Genomic DNA, 20,573 nt, shown 5'->3' with positions numbered 1-20,573 from the left:
AATAATGAATATTGACATTCATGTACATCCAGCTTTTTATGAAGCGATAAATAAGGATGCAGATAAAGAAGAATATCGACATAGCGTATTAGATGTTCATAAAAATGGAATAGCATCATTGCAGCATATTTTTAACCAAATGAAGTGCGCTAACTTGGACAAGCTTGTATTATTACCAGAAGATTATACTTCTTGTGAAGGAGATGTGGTTGTATCTAATTATGAAATAAAGTCAATTGTTGATTTAGCACCTGAAAAGTTTATAGGTTTTGCATCGATAGATCCATTTAGAGAAGATGCTTTGGAAGAACTTGAAAAGGCATTTAAGGAATATAACCTTAAGGGGCTAAAATTGCATCTAGGAAGACTAAAAATATATCCTATGAATGAAAGATTAAAGTCCATTTATGAGTTATGTATACGATATAACAAACCTATAATTTTTCACACAGGTTTTTCTTGGGAACCAAATTCAATTAGTAAATATACACATCCTCTTGAATTTGAAGAAGTTGCAATTAATTATCCAAGGCTTAGAATTTGTTTAGCTCATTTTGGATGGCCGTGGGTAAAAGAAACAAGTATGCTTATGTTGAAATATCCAAATGTATATGCAGATACAGGAATATTATATTTTGACTCTGCAAGGGAATTTTATAATCAAGTATTTACTAAAGATATTCCTATTACATGGATTGAGAGGAGTTTGCGTCATCAAATAATGTTTGGTTCTAATAACCCAAGATTCGAACAAATAAGAATGGTTGAAGCCTTAAAAGAACTAGGTTTAAGCAAGAATTCACTAGAGCTTATTATGGGCGAAAATGCAATTAGATTTATAGAAGGCTTATAGTAATAGGAGGACTTATGGTTTATTATGATACTTTTACGATTTTAACTGATAAGTATAATAAGTTTATACTAATAACTGATCAGATTATTGATATAGTGAAAAAAAGTGGTATAAGCAATGGAATAGTTATAACTATGTCTAAACACACTACAACAGGAATAACGGTTAATGAGTCACTGGAATGTTTGGAAACTGATTTGGATAACTTTTTGAAAAGATTAGTTCCAGAAGATTTTCCTTATAATCATGCAAGAATGCTTAGAGATTATGGCTCTACAGCAGGAAATCCAACAGGGCATTTAAAGTCACATATTACAGGCAATAATTGTATTTTTCCTATAGCTAATGGAGAAGTGATAAGAGGAGGAGCACAGGAAGTATATTTTTGTGAATTTGACGGACCAGCAAGTAGAACAATTTCGGTGTCAATTATAGGTGAATGATAAAGAACAGATAAAAACATAGATAATAGTAGAGCTAAAACTACCAAAATACACCTCTTTATGTAAACGATATAATATAATTTTATATTGTAATGATAAGAAATAACAAATGATATATTACTTGTTAAATTAGGGTTTTATCAAGTAAATATGTATTAAAAAATATTAGAGAAAGAAGGGTGAGGTTTATGTCAACAAATTTAGTTCAAGGCGAAGAACACGTACAATTAAAAAGAAAATTAGGGTTAAGTGCAGCAATTGCATTAGGAGTTGGGACCACTGTTGGATCAGGAATATTTTCTTCAGTAGGAGAGGTTTCATCAGCAGCAGGATGTGCCATATTTACTATTTTAGCATTTTTCATTGGGGGTATAATTAATATTCCAGCAAATTTAGTTTATGCAGAACTTGCTACAGCATATCCAGAAGATGGAGGACAATATATATATTTTAAAGAAGCAGGTTCAAAACCTTTAGCATTCTTATGTGGATGGATAAGCTTCTGGGCAACTGATCCTCCATCAATTTCAATTATGGCTTTAGCAATAGCTAACTATTTAGCATTCTTTACTGGATTTTCAGGAATAGTAGTTAAATTAGTTGCTACAGCATTAGTTTTAATATTCATGATGGTTCATTTACGCTCTGTTGAAGGAGGTGGAAAGTTCCAAACATTTATAACTGCATTTAAAATAATTCCTTTCATAATATTAATAGGAATAGGATTGTTTTATATGAAAGGGGATCTAATAGCAACTCCAGCACTTCAAGCAGCTCCAACTGGAATTATGGCATTACTTGCAGGTATTTCGGCAACTACATGGTCTTATGATGGAATGGGTGCTGTATGTTATATGACAGGAGAAATTAAAGAACCTAAAAAAACAATGCCTAGAGCACTAATTGCAACAGTTTTAATAGTTATTGTTTTATATACTGCATTAACATTTGTAATAACAGGATTATTACCATTTGAAACCCTAATGTCTTCAGAAGCACCAGTTGCAGAGGCTGCATCTATGATCCCACTAATAGGAAATGCAGCAGGTAAGTTAACAGCAATAATGGCAATTATAGTAATTATAGGTTCTTTATCTAGCTGTATAATGTTCCAACCTCGTATAGAATATGCTATGGCAAAGGATGGGTTATTCTTTAAACAATTTGCAAAAGTTCATCCAAAATGGGAAACACCGTATTTCTCAATATTAGTTCAATGTGCTGTTGCAATTGTATTGATTTTTGCTTCTAATATAAGTGATTTATTAGGATACTTTACATTAGTTGCTTTGGTTAAAAATTTCTTAACATTTGGAACAGTATTTGTACATCGTAAAAAAGCTACTTATAATCCTTTATGGAAGATGCCTTGTTGGAGATTAATGGCGTCAGTAGCAATGTTTATGACATTTACATTAATTGTTTCTACTTTTCTATGGGCACCAATACAAGGTATAGTTTGTGCAGTAATTATAGTAGGTACAGGATTACCAGTATATCATTTCTGGAATAAAAAGAATCAACAAAAGCAAGTAAGTTAACAACATCAATAATTGTTCATTTTTAATTATCAATTTTTAATTAGGCTGTCTTTGCGACAGCCCCATTTAAATTATGGATATATAGGTGTTTATTGTTATTTATGTAATATGATATACTTATATTTAAAATCAGCTTTAAAATTATAATAAAATTGACTTTAAAATATAGGGGGAATTTCTTTGAATAACAATAAAAATCGCTCTCGTGGAGAAGCTGTTGAAGAAATAGAATATTATATACTTAAAAATAAATTACCAGCTCATACAAAGTTACCTTCAGAAAGAACAATGTCTGAAATGTGGGGATTTAATAGAATTACATTAAGATCTGCTATACAAAGACTTATTCTGGAGGGAAAGCTATATAATAAAAGAGGTTCAGGGACTTATGTAGCGAATGAAAAAATAGAGAGAAATTTGCAAGATCTTGAATCACCTACAAAATTTATAAGCAATCTTGGAAAATCATTAAAAAATAAGATTATTTCAGCAAAAATAATAGAAAGTAATAAACAAACTACACAAAAGCTACATTTACCACTAGGGCATAAGATAGCACTTTTTGAACGTATAAGATTTATTGAAGATGAACCAGTAATGTTAGAAACTAGCTTTTTAAATTATAATTTGTTTACTGAAATTGAAAAACATAATTTTGAGTTAGAATCTTTATATGAAGTTATAGAAAAGCAATATGGATATAAAATTTTAAAAGGGGAACAAAATATTAGCATTGCATATGCAACAAGTTATGAAGCAGAACTACTGCATATTAACGAAGGAGATGAAGTATTTTACGTATCTGGAACTGTATATAATGAAAAAGAAGTTCCAATGGAATATTTTAAATCTATATGTAGAGCTGATAAAATGCGATTTGTAAGCATTCTAAAACGGGGAAAGGTGGAATGAGATTATGAGAATAGCAACAGTTGGAGATAATTGTATAGATGTATATGAAAATTTAGGTGAAGCATTTCCAGGTGGAAATCCTGTAAATGTTGCAGTATATTTAGTTAGGTTAGGAGAACAAGCATCCTATACAGGTGTGGTAGGGAACGATAAGTATGGAGATGTTATGATAGATTCACTCAATAACAAAGGAGTAGATACTTCTCATATAAAAAAAGTTCATGGAAACACTGCAATAACAAAAGTAGAATTAGTTAATGGAGAACGTGTTTTTGGTGATTATGATGAAGGAGTGTTAGCGCATTTTAAATTAACTCAAGACGATATTGATTTTTTATCTACACATGATTTAGTAGTAACTGGGCTATGGGGAAAAATAGAAAGTGACCTCTGGAAAATTAAAGCTAATAAAGTTCCAATAGCATTTGATTTTGCAACAAAATTTGATGATCCAGTAGTTAATATAGCAATTTCAAATGTAGATTATGCATTTTTTGCATACGATGAAGAAGAATCAGAAAGTTTGAGGTCCTTTATGAAAGAAATGCATAGTAAAGGCCCTAAGATGGTTGTAATAACCTTAGGTGAAAAAGGAAGTATTTGTTATGATGGAAAAGATTTTCATAGATATGGTATTGTAAATTGTAATGTGGTAGATACCATGGGAGCTGGGGATTCATATATAGCTGGGTTTTTAAGAGGAATTATTATGGGAAAAAAAATAGATGAATGTATGAGATTAGGAGCAGAAAATTCATCAGTTACACTACAATATAAAGGTGCATGGTAAAATGAGTAAGGTATCTATGGTATATTGAAGTAAAGAAAACGTTTATGAGATGGTAAAATAATAAAAGATTATTATATGGAGGTAAAAAAGTGCAAGAAGGAAAAATTGATTATCAATCACCAATATATTTGCAACTTAGAGAAGTTATTAGAAATAAAATTGAAGATGGGGAGTATCTTCCTGGAACGGCAATTCCTTCTGAAAATGAACTATCAGAAAAATATAAAATTAATAGGATGACAGTCAGGAATGCAATAGATGTATTAGTAAAAGAAGGTACATTAATTAGAGTTGCTGGAAAAGGAGTTTTTGTTGTTGGTAAAAGAGTAGAACGTGATTTAGAAGTTTTAAACGGATTTACTCAAGTCATGGTTGAAAAAAAATTAAAGCCATCGATAAAAGTTCTAAATAAATTAGTAAGAAAAGCCGGTGAAAAATATGCACTGATTTTTGATATAAATCCTGATGATGAAATTCACTATATAAAAAGGTTGTGCTTAGCAGGAGGGGAACCAATAGCAATAGAAGAAATTTATATACCAAAAGATATTATCCCAGAGTTAGTGGATGTTGATTTGGGTGTATTTTCCCTATTTGAAGTATATAATTTTTATAATATAAATATGGTGAAAGCTAGGCAAACTATTGATTTAGTAAGGCTTGGTGCAAAAGAAGCAAAATTATTAAATATTGAACAGAATAGAGCAGTGATGTTATTTGAATGTATAAGTTATGATGATAATAATAAAGTTATGGAAGTATCAAGAAGTTATACACGTGGAGATAAATGCTCATTTAATGTTCACTTTAATGCAAACTAATACAAATAAAAAATGTAGTAAGGTAGTGAGAGGTAAAATATGGGAGTGTTTAGTGGAGAGTTTTATTCGAAGAATCTTGATATGACAACACATATTAATATTATCTTTCCTGATATATCAAATGATGTAACACCTATAATTTATGGAGAGCCAAAGGTTTTATATCTTTTACATGGATTATCGGCAAATTCAGGAGAGTGGCTAAGATTTTCTAAAATAGAATATTATGCAAAAAAATATAATTTCATTGTAATCATGCCTGAAGTACAAAGAAGTTTTTATACAAATACTGCTTATGGAGTAAAATACTTTGACTATATTGCAGAGGAGCTATCAGAAATATGCAATAAGTGGTTTAATATACCACAAGATAAAAATAATACTTTTATTTGTGGAGAATCCATGGGGGGATACGGAGCTGTAAAGGTAGCCTTAAATTACCCAGATAAATTTGAAGGTGTAGGAACATTATCAGGAGTATTAGATATTCAAAGGTTAATTGATAGTGTTTTAGAAGGAAAAGAAAATCTAATTGCAGTAAAAGAAATAATTAGTATATTTGGAGAAAATAAAAAAGTAGATGATAAATGTAATCTAATAAAGTTAATTAAAGAAGTAGCTAAAAAAGATAATAAACCTAAACTGATTCAAATTTGTGGATTAGATGATTTTTTATACCAAGATAATTTAAAATTTAAAAGCGTTGCTGAATATTCAGGGTATGGTCACACATATATGGAGTGGAGCGGAGATCATGAATGGCCATTTTGGGATGTTGCAATACAAAAAGTGTTTCAGTTTTTTTGTAATATGGATATAAATAAGAGTACTATTTTTTAATAAATTTAAAAATATTTTATGGAGGGGGGAATTTTATGTTATGGACTGAGGAAATGTTTGGTGTAAAAAAGCCAATTATAGCGATGCTACATCTTAAACCTTTACCAGGAGATCCTATGTTTAAAAAGGGAGATACTGTGAAGTCTATTGTAAATCAAGCAAGAAAAGATTTAAAAGCTTTACAAGATGGTGGAGTAGATGGAATATTGATTAGTAATGAGTTTAGCTTACCATATGAAAGAAATATGAGTTTTGTTACACCTGCAACAATGGCCCGTGTGATAGGAGAGTTAATGAGTGATATTAGAGTTCCATTTGGAGTTGATTGTATTTCAGATGGACGTGCAACTATAGAGTTAGCAGCAGCAGTAGAAGCTGACTTTGTAAGAGGAACTTTTTGTGGAGTTTATGTAGGAGATGGAGGATTATATAATAATGACTTTTCTAAGCTATTAAGAAGAAAAGCAGAGCTTCAATTAGACAATTTAAAAATGCTTTATTTTATAAATCCAGAATCTGATAGAAACCTAGATACACGGCCTTTAGTAGATATAGCAAAATCTGTAATATTTAAAGCTCATCCATCTGGTTTATGTATATCAGCAGCTGGAGCAGGATTAGATGTTGATAATGAACTAATTAATAGTGTAAAATCAGGAGCTCCGGAAGTAGTAGTTTTATGCAATACAGGTTGTAGAGTAGATACAATAGAAGAAAAATTAAACTATTCAGATGCAGCAATAGTTGGAACAACATTTAAAGAAAATGGAGATTTTTATAAGTATATAGATAAGAATAGAGTACAAAAGTTTATGGAAGTAGTAAAAAAATACAGAGATAAAATTTAAAAACAAGATATAAAGATAAGGTTTGAAAATAGAATCTAAAAATAAAATAATAGATATAATAAAAACTCAGTATAGACATAATTTAGTTATAAAACAACTATTCAAAATTTGCTTATACTGAGTTTTTATATTAAAGTTTGTGAGGGTGGTTATAATGAATAAGAAATTTTTTATGGGTATAGATACTGGAACTTTTGAAAGTAAGGGTGTTATAATTGATACTTTAGGAAATATAATTACCACTTATGCAGTAGCACATGGAATAGAAAATCCAAGGCCAAATTACTTTGAACATGATGCGGAAGAAGTATGGTGGAAGGATTTTTGTGAAATAAGCAATAAATTAGTTACAAAGAGTGGGATTGATCCAGAGGATATTTTAGCTATTGGAGCAAGTGCTTTAGGAGCTGATTGCCTACCTGTGGATAAGGAATGTAAACCATTGCGAAAAGCTATACTATATGGTATAGATGCAAGAGCAGTAGAAGAAATGAAGTGGCTTACAGAATACTATGGAGAAGAACAAATAAAAAAATGGTATGGTAGACCTCTTTGTTCTTCAGATATAATGCCTAAAATTCTTTGGATTAAAAATAATGAGCCAGAAGTATATAAAAAAACATATAAATTCTTAACAGGTTCTAGTTATATAACTGCAAAATTAACAGGAAATTACACAGTAGATAGATTTTTAGGTTTAGCAAGTTTTAATCCATTATATAATAAGGATGGAAGTGCAAATGAATTGACTTGTAAACCTATATGCAGACCAGATCAACTTGCACATGTTATGAATACAATAGATATAGCAGGATATGTAACAAAGCGAGCTTCTTGTGAGACAGGATTAAAAGAAGGAACCCCGGTTATAGTAGGTACAGATGATTCGGGAGCTGAAGCTATAAGCACTGGAGTTTTACAACCTGGAGATATGATGTTGCAAATTGGATCATCTGTCTATATGATTTTATGTACTGATAAATTAATAGATGATGATAGAATATGGAGAGAGGAATTTATAATTCCTGAGACATATGATGTTTCAGCAGGAACAAATACTGCAGGTACATTAACAAAATGGTATAGAGATAATATTTTTAGAGAATGTGTTGAATTACAAGGTAAAAGCGGTATAAATGCATACACTAATATGATGGACGGTATTGAAGATATAGAAGTTGGTAGTGAAGGATTAATTACGTTGCCATACTTTGCAGGAGAAAGAACACCTATAAATGATCCTTTAGCAAAAGGAATGATATTTGGATTAACACTTTCTCATAATAAAAAACATTTATATAAATCAGCATTAGAAGGTGTAGGATATTCTATTAATCAGCATTTTAATATCTTTGAAGAGAATAATATTAAAATAAATAAAATTATGGCTGTAGGTGGAGGAACTAAGAATTCAATATGGATGCAGATAATAGCGGATATTACAGGAAGAGCAATATGTACATCAGATATTACTATAGGAGCTAGTTTTGGAGATGCACTGATGGCAGCAATGGGAATAAAGTACTATAATAATTTTGATGAAATATCCCAAATAATAAAACAAGGAACTTGTTATACTCCTAATATGGAAAATCATAAAAAGTATAAAAAGTATCAAAAGATTTTTGATGAACTTTATAAAATAAATAAAGATTTAATGCATAAATTATAAAAAATACTTATTGATCTTAACACATCACCCCTGGGGTCCAGAAAAATGGAAATTTTAGTTTCCAATTTTTTGGACCTCAGGGGTGCTTATTATTTTAGACCAATCAAATAGTGATCCAGGATCAGTTTTTTCAGGATTGTATTCATCATGACCTATTATATGTTCCCTATCTTTTTGTATAAAAACATGTCTATTAAGAATATCATCTATTAATAAATTTAATGATTCATATTGAGCATCTGTATATCCTAATAATGAAGGATCTATTAAGTTAAATCTTTCAGCTGTAATAATAGGGATCATTTCTTCTTTTGTGCCCATAGCAAGTATCTCTATTCCTATTGAATAATTATTTAGCTTGTTTTCATATTTAGGATAATTAGAAAGTTTTCCTGATCCTGCATGATAAGCAATTCTATCTTCAGGTGTGAAAAGATATATCTCACCATCTCTTCCAATAGCATAATGTGCAGATAATTTATATTCTTTCAAAATTGAATATATATCATTAATTTCATATGGATTTTTTTGATCATTATAAGCATTACTTATAAAGTGTAAAACAATATGAGTAGGCAGCTCATGTCTTGGTTTTGAGTTTTTATTCGGCAAAAGCATATCAATTGTATTAAGGTCTGAATTCCAGTTTATTTTTGGCTTATTACCAATTTCAACTTCCTCTGATTTAGAAGCATATATACTATCTTTTGTGGCACTATCAATATAATTTAATATAGTTAAGGTTAAAAAGATAATCAATGCTGAAAGTATAATTAAGATCCAATTATAAGAGTTTAGAAAATTAATTTTTTTAAAATTGTTCATTATATTTTTTATCATATGATCTCCTAGTTAAGTTTTAAAGTCAAAAATTTATATGATATTTTAATAGTAAGTATAAAATTGTTTATAGTTAAATTTCTATAAAATAGTATTTTCTTATTTTATAGTATATATTTATTTTTTTCTATACTTTTTATCATTGGAATAAAATTGGTTATCTTTTTTCAATTGTTTTTGAGGTTTAATTATTTCCTTTTCAAAGGGAAATAATCAGATATTCTTTAAAAGAGATTCTTATTATATTATTATATTAAGAACAGAAGAGAAGTAAGACCAATAAAGAAAATGAGTAAGAAAATCAAGAAAAAAGGATAAGTAAGGTTATGAGTCAGGTAAAGTGTTAATGTAAGAAGAGTTATAAGCTAATAATAAAAAATAACATAAAGGGGAGAGAGAAATGGTACAAGATTTAAAAGTAAAAATTTATGCAGATGGGGCAGATTTAGGTTCAATGCTTAAGGAGTATGAAAAGGGAATAGTTAGTGGTTTTACTACAAACCCTTCATTAATGAAGATTGCAGGAATAAAGAGTTATAAGGCGTTTGGAAAAGAGGTTTTAGAAAACATTAAGGATATGCCAATTTCTTTTGAGGTTTTTGGTGATGATAAAGAAACAATGTTAGAAGAAGCTAGAGAAATTTATACCTGGGGTGAAAACGTTTATGTAAAGATTCCTGTGGTTAATACAAAAGGCGAATTAAACAGAGAAGTCATTAAAGAGTTAGCAGATAGCAATGTAAAACTTAATATAACAGCAATTTTCACTATCAATCAAGTAAAAGATGTTTTAGAATCTTTAAATAAAGAAACTCCAGCAATTATATCAATTTTTGCAGGAAGAATAGCAGATGCAGGAGTAGATCCAATAGAAATAGTAGAAGAAGCAGTAGAGATAGCTCGAGAATATCCAAATGTAGAAATACTATGGGCAAGTTGCAGAGAACTTTATAATATAGTTCAAGCGGATAAAATAGGTTGTCACATAATAACTGTACAAAATAGCATATTAAACAAAATGAACTTGTTTGGAAAGGATTTAACACAATATTCAATAGAAACAGTTAGAGATTTCTTTAAGGATGCAAAAAGCTTAGGATTTTCAATTCTAAATTCTTAAATATTATGTGTGTTTAAATCAGTAAATATATTTGGAGAGGTTAAGACTATGATAGAACAATTATTAACTGAAGAATTAGTAGATGTAAAGGTCAAAGCAAGTAATTGGGAAGAAGCTGTAATGTCAGCAGGAAAGATATTATTAAAAAATAAAAAAATTGAAGAAAGATATATACAAGCTATGATAGAAACTGTAAAGGACATGGGACCTTATATAGTTATGGCTCCAGGAATAGCAATGCCTCATGGTAGACCAAGTTGTGGTGTTAATGAAATTGGTGTTGCAGTTATATCATTAGAGTCACCTGTAGAATTTGGAAGTGAAGAGTTTGATCCTGTAAAAGTAATAATTGCTATATGTTCAAAGGAAAATAAAGCTCATATAGATATGCTTCAGGATTTAACTTACATTCTTAATGATGAAGAGCTTATAGAAAAGGTTGATTCATGTAACAATAAAAAAGAATTATTAAATTTAATTTTAGATAGTTACAAAAATAATAAATAGAAGGGAAGGTTGTTTCATGAAAATAATAACAGTTTGTGGTAATGGTATAGGCAGTAGTTTAATGCTTGCTATGAAGATACAAGAATTATGTGATGAGGAGGGGATAAAAGCAGAAGTAGAATCTTGTGATGTAAGTGCAGCTGTAGGGAAAAATTGTGATTTATTCGTTACAGTAAAAGAACTGGCACCAAACTTCAATAAGGATAAAACTCTTATAGTAAGAAGTTATATAAACAAGAAGAAGATAAAAGAAGATATACTAGAGAAGATAAAAGACAAATATGCACAATTAAAGTAGTACACAATTAAGATTCAAATGGTTAATACGAGAAATTTTATTTAGTAAGATTAAATTAAGGTTTCATTTTAAATTATTATTATTATAAAGGGGAAATGGTATTATGGAAGGTATTTTAGCGTTTTTTAGAGATTTCTTAAAAGAACCAGCATTATTAATGGGATTAATGGCTTTTGTAGGATTAGTAGCTTTGAGAAAACCAGCACATAAAGTTATGTCAGGAACATTAAAGCCTATTTTAGGATATTTAATGCTTGGAGCAGGAGCAGATTTTATAGTTTCTAACTTAAATCCATTAGGAGAAATGATTCAAAAAGGATTTAATATAAGTGGAGTTATACCAAACAATGAAGCAATAGTTTCAGTAGCTCAAAAGGTTTTAGGCGTTGAAACAATGTCTATACTTGTTGTAGGACTTATTGCCAATCTTTTAGTAGCTAGATTTACTAAATTTAAGTATATATTCTTAACAGGACATCATAGCTTTTTCATGGCATGCCTATTATCAGCAGTATTACAAACAGCAGGATTTGAAGGATGGACATTAATACTTATTGGTGGAGCGTTCTTAGGATTAATAAGTGCAATATTACCAGCAATAGGTCAAAAATATACATTAAAGGTTACTGATGGTGACGAAGTTGCAATGGGTCACTTTGGAAGTTTAGCATATTATGCTTCAGCTTGGATAGGTGGAAAAGTTGGTAATCCAGATAATAGTACAGAAAAGATGGAGATTCCAGAAAAATGGAGCTTCTTAAGAGATACAACTATATCAACAGCACTAACTATGATGGTATTTTATTTAATTGCAGCTATAGCATCAGGATCAGAGTTCGTTGCAACTTTATCTGGTGGACAAAACATGATATTATTTGCACTAATGTCAGCAATGAAATTTGCAGTAGGAGTTACTGTAGTTTATGCAGGTGTTAGAATGATTTTAGGAGATTTATTACCAGCATTCCAAGGTATAGCAACAAAAGTTATACCAGATGCAATTCCAGCAGTTGATTGTGCAGTGTTCTTCACATATGCTCCAACAGCAGTAGTTATAGGATTTGTATCTAGCTTTATTGGAGGAGTAATTGGTATGTTACTTTTAGGGGTAGCAGGTGGAGTTCTAATTATACCAGGACTTGTACCGCATTTCTTCTGTGGAGCAACAGCAGGTATTTATGGTAATGCAACAGGTGGAAAGAGGGGAGCTGCAGTAGGTGCTTTTGTAAATGGATTATTAATAACATTTATCCCAGCATTATTACTTCCTGTACTTGGAGATTTAGGTTTCCAAAATACTACCTTTGGTGACTTTGATTTTGGTATAATAGGTATAGCAATAGGAAAATTATATGAATTCTTAGGTAGCACTGGAGTAATTGCTTTATTAGCATTATTAGTGATAGCAGTAATAGTTCCAAGTCTTATGAAAACCAAATCAAAGGTTATAAATAATGCCTATGATGATGGAGAAGCAATGTAATATAATATGATTTATTCTCCTCTGGGGTTCAAATAATTGACCCCAGAGGTTAATTAAATTTTGTGTAGCTGCCTTAGACAGCTTCATTTTTCATGGTGCGACAGCACTTTAATAGGGGGGCGTTTTTTTGAACACAAGATGTGTTGAAATCTTAAATTTATTTATAAATTCTAATGGGGAACAAAATGTTGAAGATTTAGCAAAAAGATTTAATATTTCAAAGAGAATGATTAGATATGATATTGATGAAATAAATAGTTTCTTAAAAGAAAATAAGGTTAAAGAAATAGATAAAAAGCCTAACTCTCCATTAAGATTCATTTTAAATGAAAAGGAAAAATCAACTATAAATAAGCTTATAAGTAATATGAATACGGGAAATTATATTTTTTCCACAGAGGAAAGGGTAGGAATTTTATTATATGAATTATTAAGCTCAACTAAAGAGTGTAATTATAATGTCTTACAAGAAAAATTGCTTATAAGTAAGACAACATTAGTAAATGATATAAGAAAGGTAAAGCTTTGGCTAAGTAAATTTGATATAAGTATTATAAAGGTTTCTAACAAGGGTTTTAAAATTCAAGCAGAAGAAATTAATATTAGAAAAGCAATGACGAATTTACTTATAGAAAATAATAAATATAATATTATAGAAACTTTAGAAAAAATATATAATAATGAAAATAAAAAAATAATAAGTAATATAAAAAAATTTAGTATAAATAAAGAAAATATGGCTTATATAAAAGAATTAATAAAAGATGTTGAAAAAGAGTTCGGAATATTTTCGGAAGAAGATTTTATGAATTTAGTTATAGATGTTCTTGTAATAGTAAATAGGGCTTCAAAAAATGGTAATAAAGATTATAAGGAAGATATGTATAAAAATTATATTGAAGATGAACAAAGGGACAAGAATCATGAGGAAAGTATACAATTGGATAAGAATTATGATTTCCTCAAATCTTTAGAAAGAATTCCTTTAAAACCAGCTGAAACTAAATCATCACAATTAGTGAAAGAAGTATTTTCACAGGGGCGAGAATCACAAAAAGAATTTTTAATAAAAAAATTAATTAAGGATTCTTTAGAAAAGAAATATGAAGAGAAATATCCTAAAAATAAATTAAATATTAATGTTGAATTTAATAAAGTATCTTTAAATGGAAATAAACTAAGTAGTAATAATCTAAAGGAAGTATATAAAAAAGAATATAATGCAGCTGTAAAACTTTCAAATAAATTAAAAGATAAGTATTTCATTGATATAATGGATGATGAAATAAATATTATAGCAAGCAGAATTTTATCTGGTAGTAAAAATGACAACGATATTTTTGATTCAATAGATTATTTTGATGCTTGTTATATTGCAGATAAATTAATTGAAAATGCAAAAAGTACTTTAAATAAGGACTTTAAAATGGATAATAAATTGTTTGAGGGCTTAATAAATCATCTTAAAAGTTTAATATTTAGGCTTAAATACAAAATTGTTAGTGAAAATCCTATATTAGAAACTATAATAAATAATTATAAAAATGAGTTTGCATTAGTTAAAAAGTCAGCTGAATTTATTGGAGAGAAATTTAGTTGTGAATTAAGTGATGATGAAATAGGATATTTAGTCATGTATATAGAAGCATTTATAGAAAAAAGCAAAGAGGAAGAAAAGGATAAAGTAAAAGATATATTAATAGTTTGTTCAGCAGGCTTTGCAACAGGAAGAATGCTTGAAGCTAAAATAAAAAATTCCTTTATAGTAAATGTTGTTGGAGTAACCTCTGTTCATAATATAAGTAGATATATAAAAAATACTAAAAGTAAATTAAATGACAAGCTATATGTAGATTACATTATTTCATCAGTTGATATAGAAGAAGAATATAATATTCCAACTATAAAAGTTTCCCCTATATTAAAAGAAGAAGATTTAAAAAGACTAAAAGGGATATTTCCACAAAGGCAATCTTTAAATTTAGAAGAGGATCATAGAGAAAAAGAAATAAAAAATACAAAATCACAAAACAAATTAAATAAAAGATATACAGAAGATAATTTAACTATAGAATCAGAAAGTTATACGTCATCAATTTCCTCTATACATAATAGTATTTCTAGGAGGAACGCTGATCTTACTAGTAATGTCAATGCTATTGTAGATATTAATAATCTGATAGAAATCATTGAGAAAAACTGTGAAATATTGAATAAGGAAACTTTAATTAATGATTTAGAAGGGTATCTTAATATTAATAAAAAAGAAGAAAATGATATTTATGAATATATTAAGCCAGAAAATATACAACTTGATTTAGAAGCTAGTAATTGGCAGGAAGCAATAAGTCTTAGTGCAATGCCACTACTTAAAAGTGGTGATATTACTGAAGAATATGTAAAAGCAATGATTGATAATGTAAATAAATTTGGGGCTTATATTGTAGTAGATGATGGAATAGCAATACCACATGCCAAACCAGGAGATTATGTTAAAAGTTTCGGAATAACAATAAGTACTTTCAAAACTCCAATTACAATAGGAGAGCATAAGGATATTAAGATTTTTATAACTATAGCAAGTGTTGATAGTAAAAAACATATTGAAATGATAACACAAATAATGAAATTAATAGATGGAATAGTATAAAAAAATGAGCCCAAAAGGCTCATTTTTATTTCCAGTTTTTACACCCCTGGGGTCCAATTATTTTCCAATTCATATGAGTAAGATATACAGTAGTTGGTTATACTTTCAGATAAAATAAAAGAGTTTTAAGGAGATTATTATTATGCCAACACCTAAAATAATATGGCAGGAGGGGGCCATATATCATATTACAACAAGAGGAAATCACAAAGAAGCTATCTTCAAGGATGAAGATGATTTTGAAGCATATTTAGAACATATTGATGAGAATTTAAGGTATTACAGTCATTTAAATTATGAATTAATTGCTTATTGTTTGATGAGTAATCATGTGCATCTTATGATTAAAACAGAGAAAGAGCCATTAACAAGTATAATGAGAAGATTGAACTCAAAATATACTAAATATTTTAATAAGAAGTATGATTATGTAGGACATTTATTTCAAGGAAGATATTTTGCCGAAATAATAAATAATCGTGAGCATTTGTTAGATGTAAGCAGATATATTCATTTAAATCCAGTAAAAGCTAAAATAGTAAGTAATCCAAAAGACTACAAGTGGTCCAGTTATTCTAGATTTGTAGAAACTTATGATAATAGAAATAATGAAAATAAAGATAGAAATACTGATGATAAAAATAAAGGTAGATATGGTGATAAAAAATATAAGGATGATGTAATCAAATATAAAAGCAATGAAGTTAAGGATAAAAATATTACAAAGAAGGGCCAGAACAGTAATATTAAATTAAATAAAAATAATATAGTAAATCCCAATATAGTTCTAGATTATTTTTCTTGCAAGGAAAGATATAAGGAATTTGTAGAGCTTTCACTTAAATAAAATTAAGTATATAATAAGAGAGAGTACCCCTGGGGTCCAAAAAATTGGAAATGGGAGCAAGTAAATTAATGATGTCTAATAAAAAACTTTTTTTAAAGAAAATATTAATGGAATTGGACGAAGATATCAATGATTCAGAATATAATATTTTAAATGACTTAATAGATAATATTGATATAATACAGAAATACAGCATAAGAGAGGCTGCAAAAAATAATTTTATTTCAACTGCTAGTATTTCTAGACTTTGCTATAAATTTGGATTGAGTGGATATAGTGAGCTGAAATTTTTTCTTAAATCAGAATATGAAAAATTTATAGAAAAAACTTATAACGATAATCTATCATTAAAAAATAAATTATATTTAATTATTAATTCTTTTGAAGATAATTATAAAAAGACAATTGATTATATTAACGAAAATGAATTAAAGGAATTTTTAAAATTGATTTATGAAAACAAGGGAATTTCTGTTTGTGGAAGTGGTTTATCAGAAGTTATGGCTATGTATTTTTCTCAAAGATTCCAGATGGCTGGCAAAAGGGTAAACTTTATTAATCTTAATGCTCCAAGTGAAATTTATGTAAATCAATTAAAGGAAAGTTCATCAATAATAGTTTTTTCGAAATCAGGGAATATGCAAAATATAAGTAATAAGCTTAATATTGCAAGAAAAAATAATGTTAAGGTGATTTTAATTACTAGTCAAAAAAAATCAAAGATTTTGGATGAAGCTGATATAACAATAGAGATTTATGGGAATAATAAAAGCAGAGATAAGAATGATAAGATATCATCATACAATTCAAATGTAATTATTCTTATAGATATATTAGTAGAATTATATATTGAAAATATTAAGGAACAAGCAATAGATTAATGTCAAGTAATTTATTGCTTGTTTAATTTTTTGTAACATGTTACAGATAAAATTTGTCTGTGTAAACATTTTCTAAGATTTGCAGTGTTGATTATTTTAGGTGATATTATAATCTTAGTTAATAAATATATATTTATAGCACAAGAAATTATTATTGTCATCAAAATTATTATTAGAAAATTAGGGGGAAAAACTTATGAAAAGCAAAGTTCAAAATTATTTTTCTAATTTAGGTAAGTCTTTTATTCCAGGTGTAGCAGTGATGTCCTTTTTTGGATTATTACTATCTTTAGGAGCTGTACTTAAAAATCCAAACTTTGTTTCAAAATCAGCCATATTACAAAATCAAGTAGTTCAATTTATAGCAAATGTACTAAATCAATCAGGATTGGTAGTAATTAATTTTATGCCATTAGTATTTTGCGTATCTATAGCTATGGGAATGGCTGATAAGGGCAAAAAGGAAACAGCAGCATTTTCATCTATAATAGGTTATTTATTTATGCTAGTTTTTTCAGGGTTAATTCTTAATCTTTTTGGAATGGCATTAGCACCAAATGTTTCAGTAAATGATAAGAATTTAGTAAGTATTTCTCAAACACTAGATATGAGAAAAGCAATGCAGAATTTTATCTTAGGAATACAAACAGTAGATACAGGTGTTCTAGGTGGCGTTATTATAGGTACATTATCAGCAGCTATTACAAATAGATTTAGTAAAAAATCTTTACCTCTTATATTTAGCTTTTACCAAGGAAAACATCTTCCACCAATTTTATCAGGATTAGCTGGACTTGTTTTGGGTGTAATAATACCTTTCATATGGCCATATATAGGTGGAGGAATTTATAGTGCAGCAGAAATTGTAACAGGAGCTGGTGTAGTAGGATCTTTCTTATTTGGATTTATAGAGAGATTACTTATCCCAACAGGTTTACATCATATTTGGTATTCTTTAGCACACTTTACTCCAGTTGGAGGAACATTAGAAATTGGAGGCCAAGTTTATGTTGGTACAAAGGCAATAACAACAGCAGCTTTAGGAAATCCAGATTTTACAGATAATATTTCACAAATAACTAGAGTATGGTTAGGACAAGGCGCTACACCAATAAAGGTATTTGGTATAGTTGGGGCATTAGTTGGAATGTATCTAGCAGCTAAAGATAAAAATAGAGCTAAGGTTGTAGCAATAGCAGCAGCAACTGCATCAATCTTTGCAGGGGTAACAGAACCTTTCGAATTCATGTTTATGTTCTTAGCTCCTCCACTATTTTTAATACACTCAGCTTTATCAGGTTTGTCTTTTGCAATATTAGATATAGTTAATGCTTCTTATTTAGGTGGAAATAACATTATAGAACTTATATTTAATGGAGTACTACAAGGACATAAATCTACATGGATACCAATAGTATTAGTAGGTATAGGAATGTTCTTTGCTTACATGATAATCTTTAAGTGGTATATAGAAAAGTTTAATGTAATGACACCAGGTAGAGAAAGTTTAGAAGATACAGATGAAGCAAAAAGAGCAGAAATAGAAGCTTCAAAGTTATTAAGACAAAAAGCTAATAAAGAAGACGTAGCCAAAGAAATATTAGAAAAAGTTGGTGGGAAAGAAAATATTAAAGATTATACTAACTGTATATCAAGACTTAGAATATTTGTAAAAGATCCAGATAAGGTTGATAAAATTGGAATAAAACATATTACAGATTCTTTAGGAGTAGCTAACCCATCAGCAGAAGAATATCACATTGTATTTGGTATTAAAGTTTCAGAATATAGAGATGCTTTTGATCAGGTAGTAGAAGGTGAATAGTAGTGAAGGAAATAATATATAACAAAAGAAAAATTCAGTTACTTGAGGATTATGACTGTTGTGTTATAGGGGGAGGAACATCAGGATCTATTGCAGGAATAGCTTCAGCAAAGCAAAAACTAAAAACTATTGTCATTGAAAAATACAGTATATTAGGAGGAACTGCAACTGCAGGACTTGTTACTCCAATGATGCCCTCTTATGTAGATGAAATGGAAATTGAAAAGGAAATAAATTTAGAATTACAAAAACATGGAGACAAATTATATTCTCCAGAGTACAAGGAATTAGAAAATTATAGTAAAGAAGACAGGCCAGAAGAGCCAATTTCTTTAACATGGTTTGATCCAGATAAATTAGCTGTGGTTTTAGAAAAAACATTATTAAAGTATGGTGGGGAAATTCTTTATGATGGAACATTATGTGATGTTTTAATTGAAGACAAAAAGATTAAGTATGTAATTATAATGACTTCAGAAGGACTAATTGCCATTGAAAGTAAATGTTTTGTAGATGCAAGTGGTGATGCACTTTTATCAAGACTTGCAGGAGTAGAAGTTTATACTGGTGATGAAAATAATAAAAATCAGCCTGTTTCTCTTAGATTTGAGTTAGGAGGAATAAATTTAGAAAAGTTTTATAATTATATGATATCTCTAGGAGATGATTATTGTAGATCAAAGCTTCCATATTATACTTTCATGGTTACTCATCAAGGACGTAAACAAGTGTTAGAGCCAGTTTTAAAAAAGGCTTTAGAAGATGGTGTAATAACCAAAGATGAATATATATGGCTTCAGGGATTTACAATACCATCAAAGCCAGGTCATATAGCATTTAATTGTCCAAGAATTCCAACAAACAATAATTCTACAGATATATTTGTGAGATCTAATGCTTATGTAGTTGGAAGAGAAATGATAGATAGATACTATAAATTTATGAAAAATTATGTTAAAGGATTTGAAAATTCTTATATAAGTAAAGTTGCAATCCAGTTAGGAGTAAGGGAATCTTATAGAATAAAGGGTAGAAAAGAATTATCCTTTAAGGATTATATAAATAGAAAAAAATCTAATGATGCTATTGTAAAAGGAGATTGGTGGATTGATATTCACAAGGACAAGCATGATGTAGATGAAGAATACACCTATAAATATAAGGAATATTATGAAATACCTTATGAGTGCATGGTAACAAATGAGATAAGCAATTTAATAGTTGCAGGAAGATGTATTTCAAGTGACTTTAGAGCACAAGCATCTTTAAGAATACAACATCAATGTAGAAGTTTGGGAGAAGTGGCAGGATATGCTTGCAAATATTCAATAGAAAAAGATGTAGAACTAAACGAAGTATTAGGAAAAGAACTTAAGAACTATATGCAGAAAGGATGATAATA

Annotated in this window: 19 protein-coding genes; 18 read left to right on the top strand and 1 reads right to left on the bottom strand. The window is 28.9% G+C overall.

Features of this window, described 5'->3' with window-relative positions:
- Positions 1–4 precede the first annotated feature (4 nt).
- The 9 genes from AAT22_RS16280 to AAT22_RS16240 all read left to right on the top strand — a co-directional run bounded on the left by AAT22_RS16280 (position 5) and on the right by AAT22_RS16240 (position 8,720).
- Positions 5–853: an amidohydrolase family protein gene (locus AAT22_RS16280; RefSeq protein WP_047002018.1), complete on the top strand. Its 849-nt coding sequence runs from the start codon at positions 5–7 to the stop codon at positions 851–853.
- A 14-nt stretch (positions 854–867) separates the two neighbouring features.
- Entirely contained in the window at positions 868–1,296 is a 429-nt protein-coding gene (locus AAT22_RS16275; protein ID WP_047002017.1) for a secondary thiamine-phosphate synthase enzyme YjbQ, read from the top strand.
- Positions 1,297–1,484: 188 nt separating this feature from the next.
- Positions 1,485–2,837 (top strand): amino acid permease, encoded by a 1,353-nt coding sequence (locus AAT22_RS16270; RefSeq protein WP_047002016.1) that lies wholly within the window; start codon positions 1,485–1,487, stop codon positions 2,835–2,837.
- A gap of 180 nt (positions 2,838–3,017) precedes the next feature.
- Positions 3,018–3,749: a GntR family transcriptional regulator gene (locus AAT22_RS16265; protein ID WP_052953991.1), complete on the top strand. Its 732-nt coding sequence runs from the start codon at positions 3,018–3,020 to the stop codon at positions 3,747–3,749.
- A 4-nt stretch (positions 3,750–3,753) separates the two neighbouring features.
- Positions 3,754–4,539 (top strand): fructoselysine 6-kinase, encoded by a 786-nt coding sequence (gene frlD, locus AAT22_RS16260; RefSeq protein WP_047002014.1) that lies wholly within the window; start codon positions 3,754–3,756, stop codon positions 4,537–4,539.
- Positions 4,540–4,628: 89 nt separating this feature from the next.
- Positions 4,629–5,360, top strand: coding sequence for a GntR family transcriptional regulator (locus AAT22_RS16255; protein WP_047002013.1), 732 nt, complete (start codon positions 4,629–4,631; stop codon positions 5,358–5,360).
- Positions 5,361–5,399: 39 nt separating this feature from the next.
- Entirely contained in the window at positions 5,400–6,200 is an 801-nt protein-coding gene (locus tag AAT22_RS16250) for an alpha/beta hydrolase family protein (RefSeq protein ID WP_047002012.1), read from the top strand.
- 35 nt (positions 6,201–6,235) lie between these two features.
- On the top strand, positions 6,236–7,048 hold the full coding sequence (locus AAT22_RS16245; protein WP_047002011.1) for a BtpA/SgcQ family protein: 813 nt from the start codon (positions 6,236–6,238) through the stop codon (positions 7,046–7,048).
- 154 nt (positions 7,049–7,202) lie between these two features.
- Positions 7,203–8,720, top strand: a complete 1,518-nt coding sequence (locus tag AAT22_RS16240; protein WP_047002010.1) for an FGGY-family carbohydrate kinase — start codon at positions 7,203–7,205, stop codon at positions 8,718–8,720.
- A 54-nt stretch (positions 8,721–8,774) separates the two neighbouring features.
- Here AAT22_RS16240 and AAT22_RS16235 read toward each other — a convergent pair whose 3' ends face one another.
- Positions 8,775–9,560, bottom strand: a complete 786-nt coding sequence (locus AAT22_RS16235; RefSeq protein WP_052953990.1) for an N-acetylmuramoyl-L-alanine amidase — start codon at positions 9,558–9,560, stop codon at positions 8,775–8,777.
- A 400-nt stretch (positions 9,561–9,960) separates the two neighbouring features.
- Here AAT22_RS16235 and AAT22_RS16230 point away from each other — a divergent pair, with 400 nt between their 5' ends.
- From AAT22_RS16230 to AAT22_RS16190, 9 genes are all read left to right on the top strand, one after another.
- Positions 9,961–10,680: a transaldolase gene (locus tag AAT22_RS16230; protein WP_047002009.1), complete on the top strand. Its 720-nt coding sequence runs from the start codon at positions 9,961–9,963 to the stop codon at positions 10,678–10,680.
- Between the two features lie 48 nt (positions 10,681–10,728).
- Positions 10,729–11,187: a PTS sugar transporter subunit IIA gene (locus AAT22_RS16225; protein WP_047002008.1), complete on the top strand. Its 459-nt coding sequence runs from the start codon at positions 10,729–10,731 to the stop codon at positions 11,185–11,187.
- A 16-nt stretch (positions 11,188–11,203) separates the two neighbouring features.
- Positions 11,204–11,485 (top strand): PTS sugar transporter subunit IIB, encoded by a 282-nt coding sequence (locus AAT22_RS16220; protein WP_016208842.1) that lies wholly within the window; start codon positions 11,204–11,206, stop codon positions 11,483–11,485.
- A gap of 103 nt (positions 11,486–11,588) precedes the next feature.
- Positions 11,589–12,968, top strand: coding sequence for a PTS ascorbate transporter subunit IIC (locus tag AAT22_RS16215; RefSeq protein WP_047002007.1), 1,380 nt, complete (start codon positions 11,589–11,591; stop codon positions 12,966–12,968).
- 127 nt (positions 12,969–13,095) lie between these two features.
- Positions 13,096–15,618 carry a PTS sugar transporter subunit IIA gene (locus tag AAT22_RS16210; protein WP_047002006.1) on the top strand — a complete coding sequence of 841 codons (2,523 nt, stop codon included), beginning with the start codon at positions 13,096–13,098 and terminating at the stop codon, positions 15,616–15,618.
- A gap of 142 nt (positions 15,619–15,760) precedes the next feature.
- On the top strand, positions 15,761–16,465 hold the full coding sequence (locus AAT22_RS18650; RefSeq protein ID WP_052953989.1) for a transposase: 705 nt from the start codon (positions 15,761–15,763) through the stop codon (positions 16,463–16,465).
- Positions 16,466–16,515: 50 nt separating this feature from the next.
- Positions 16,516–17,346 carry a MurR/RpiR family transcriptional regulator gene (locus AAT22_RS16200; protein WP_156174349.1) on the top strand — a complete coding sequence of 277 codons (831 nt, stop codon included), beginning with the start codon at positions 16,516–16,518 and terminating at the stop codon, positions 17,344–17,346.
- A gap of 196 nt (positions 17,347–17,542) precedes the next feature.
- Positions 17,543–19,171, top strand: coding sequence for a PTS transporter subunit EIIC (locus AAT22_RS16195; RefSeq protein WP_047002004.1), 1,629 nt, complete (start codon positions 17,543–17,545; stop codon positions 19,169–19,171).
- Between the two features lie 2 nt (positions 19,172–19,173).
- A complete protein-coding gene (locus tag AAT22_RS16190) occupies positions 19,174–20,568 on the top strand; it encodes an FAD-dependent oxidoreductase (protein WP_052953988.1) in 1,395 nt (464 codons plus the stop codon).
- Positions 20,569–20,573: the final 5 nt, after the last annotated feature.

Source organism: Clostridium sp. C8 (assembly GCF_001010885.1).
Classification (GTDB): Bacteria; Bacillota; Clostridia; order Clostridiales; family Clostridiaceae; genus Clostridium; species Clostridium sartagoforme.
Note: the sequence above shows the minus strand (reverse complement) of the source record. Positions and strands in the feature narration are given on the sequence as shown.